Here is a 3363-nt window from a genome sequence, read left to right on the forward strand (position 1 = left end):
GAAAATGAAAATAATTTTCAGGAAGTTATTGAAGAAGAATTAAAATAAAAATTAAAGAAAAACTACCAAACAAAACGGGTGCAGTAATCAACTGCACCCATTTTGTTTTAAGGAATAAATTATTTGAAAATCTTTGCAAAAAAATCTTTCATATCATTCCATGAGGATGAGTCTGCTGCTGCATTGTAAGCAATAGGTATTTTAAACTTCTGACCCATTTCGGTTGCCCCTGGATTAGAGAATGCATGGGTTGCGCCTGCATATTGTTTAAATGTATAATCTGCACCAATTGAATCCATTTGTTTTTTAAAGGTTGCTACTTCTTCGGGTTTTACAAACTGGTCATCTGCACCATGGCAAACTAAAACTTTTGCCTTTAATAAATTTTTATCTGCCGGTGTACCTACCAAACCACCATGAAAACTTACTACTCCATTTAAATTTTCTCCCAGCCTTGCTACATTTAAAACCATGGCACCACCAAAGCAATAACCAATGGCTGCAATTTTGCCAGTATCGGCCTGACTGTATGTTTTTATTTTTGCTAAAGCTGCATCAAAGCGGCTTTTTGCCATGCCGGGGTTGGTATAAAATGGCATAGCCAATTTACCGGCTTCATCAGGATTATTGCCCATTTTTCCATCGCCATACATATCCACCGCCATTGCTAAGTAACCCAGATCTGCTAATTGTTTTGCACGGCCTCTTACATAATCATTAAGGCCCCACCACTCATGCACAATTAAAACTACGGGGCGTTTTGCTGTAGAAGCAGAGTCGTAAGCTACAAAGCCGGTAAGCTTTGCGCTATCTGTGCCATAGCTTACACTTTCTTCTTTTATCACCGGGGTTTTTGCCATTTCTTTTTCGGAAGTGTTGTTGTTGCATGCAACAAATAATAAAGCAGTTGCACAAAAAACTAATTGATAATATTTCATGAGATTAATTTTAATAAATCGTAAAACAAAAAACAGGCGGTAAAGTTCGCAAAAGAAATTAATCTTAAAAAAAAATTAAATGGCAGGGAAATTTATAACCCTGATCAGTTAAAAGCCATTTTTTTGGAAGGCTTCTCTTCGGCTTTTGTTTTTACCGGATCAAGGATTATGGTGTGTACAAAAAGTATCCTTTCTTCTTCGATGGCTTCATCAGAACTGATAACAGCTTTTTTATAAAATGCCGCATCATTACAATTCATGCAGCCCAGAATTATATTTTCTTTTTTAAAATTTATTTTACCTGTACTGTCTGTTGATACCATTCCAGTGTTTGATGAATTACCTGCATTAAAATTAAAAGATGCATCATTTAATATCCTTAATTGATACAAACTCATCCCCGGCCTAACACCGCTTTTTAACCGCCAAAGGTTTTCAGCTACATTTTTATCATACTCCATCGAACTCTCTGCCATTAGCTGTCCGCCGATATACATTTTTAGAAGGTTACAATTATTCACTTCATCGGCCCACAAAAAAACCACCTGCCTGCTGGTATTAGGAAAAATGATAGAGCATTTCCCAATCTTTTTTTCTGATAAATAATAAATATCCTTTTTTACATTCTTATCACCAAAATAATAACGCAGGTATTCGTGTGAATTAAAAACTGACAGATCTTCTGCAAATGCAATTTCTTTTGGCTTGGGTAAAATTTGTTTGCGAATGAGGAAAGAATATTCAGTTAAAGTATCAACAGGTTTTGAAGAAATAGTTACGGTTACATCATTGCTCTGATACATTAATGAAGCAGCTGCAATAAGCGATTCGTTTTCCTCATTACAAAAAAAACCATCTTTTTTTATATCGCTTTTAATTTTTTCAAATTCCAGGGGAGAAGTAGTGCGGTAGGTAAAACAAAAATCTGCTTTAGTAGTAAATATGGTTACTGCCCTTTGTATTGAATCGTTTACTTTGTTTTTTCCTATACCCCTAAAATCATAGTCACGTGCAACGGTGTCGCTTTTGTAAGATGATCCTAAATATGCAAATCCTTTTTTAGAAACGTAACTATCAAATTTTTGTTTAGGTACAGAGGAGGATTCTAATAAATTTAATGCACAATATACCTGCCCAAAGGATGCATTAATCATCATAAACAATAAAAAAGTGAATAGTAGCAGTCTTTTCAAAATAAAAATATTTTACAAATGAAAACCCCAGAGCAGTTTTTCAATTCATTAATCTAAACCTGATTATCTTGTTTTTTGAGGGGTGTCTTCGGTGGGATACAGACTTTTAATTCTTTATAAGCAAAGCCATACAACGAAAATACGCAATTCTGTTAAAATAAACATAATTCATTTTCTGCATTTTATAGTTGAACGGCGAGGAAAATATCTGCAAGAATTAGTATTGGAAGTAAACTTCAGTTGCACCGTAGCCATACGAAGGATTGTACTGGTTTACAAAAGATTTTACTTCTTTCTTCAATCTTAAACTGTCGTGTATTTCATCTTTTAATTTACCAGTACCCACACCATGAATGATAGTTAATATTGGCTGGCGGTGGGCAACAGCAAGCTCATAATATTTTTCGAAGGCTTTTAACTGCAGGGTCAGTATTTCAAAATTGGTTAGGTGTTTCCAGCTATCGGTTAGTTTTTCTATATGCAAATCAACAACAGTTCTGGCAGGTTCTAAATTCTCTCTAACTTTTGAAGCGTCGTAAATCCTGTAACCGGCAGTACCCAGGCTGCTCAGGTCAACTTTTTCTTCATCTACTTTATTTGGATAGTTATCAAATAATAAATATCCGAAAGTGGGCTCGTTTTTTAACTGTATCTCTTCAATCTTTTTAAATATTTGTTTGCCTTTTAATTTTAGCGATACTTCATAAAAAGGTGCTTTTCTTTTATCCGGTTCTTTTAAGGTAAATTCAAAATCAAACCGGGGACTGTCACTCAATTCTTCAAAATCTACATTATGCAAATAAAAATCTGCTAATGGTTCAATAGTATTTTTTAACTGGAAATTACTTTCGCCGCCAATCATTAAATTGTACGTAAAGTTGTAAGCAGTTTCTGTTTGGTTGACTAAATGAATTTTAAATTTTTCCACCACATCATCATCAAAAACATCTTTACTAAAAACAGGTAAAAACGATAACACAATGCCCTCGCCTTCTTTAGCTTTTACAGTTGTTTTTTCTTTTTGCACCTGGTCAATAAAAACCTTCTTTTTTTCAGCCTTAAATTTTTGGGAGAACATTTTAAAATAAGGAAAATCTATCTGGTCGGTATAGATGGGAAATTTTACACCCTTCACTTCTACCAGTACCATTTTTTCGTTCATGATCTCTACAATCGTACCTTCCTCATCGGTGAGGAGTACCAATATTTTATCGCCGGGTTGATATTTCATG

General features: G+C 34.4%; 3 protein-coding genes. All 3 read right to left on the reverse strand.

Going from position 1 to position 3363, the window contains the following annotated elements; translation table 11 throughout:
* Window positions 1–119 precede the first annotated feature (119 nt).
* Window positions 120–938 (reverse strand): dienelactone hydrolase family protein, encoded by an 819-nt coding sequence (locus ACY65O_RS03130; RefSeq protein ID WP_462219393.1) that lies wholly within the window; start codon window positions 936–938, stop codon window positions 120–122.
* 104 nt (window positions 939–1042) lie between these two features.
* Window positions 1043–2131 carry a hypothetical protein gene (locus tag ACY65O_RS03135; RefSeq protein ID WP_462219394.1) on the reverse strand — a complete coding sequence of 363 codons (1089 nt, stop codon included), beginning with the start codon at window positions 2129–2131 and terminating at the stop codon, window positions 1043–1045.
* A gap of 217 nt (window positions 2132–2348) precedes the next feature.
* Window positions 2349–3363 (reverse strand): Smr/MutS family protein (locus ACY65O_RS03140; protein ID WP_462219395.1); only part of this gene is annotated, 1015 nt, incomplete at its 5' end.

It is taken from the genome of Ferruginibacter sp. (assembly GCF_031430955.1).
GTDB lineage: Bacteria > Bacteroidota > Bacteroidia > Chitinophagales > Chitinophagaceae > Ferruginibacter.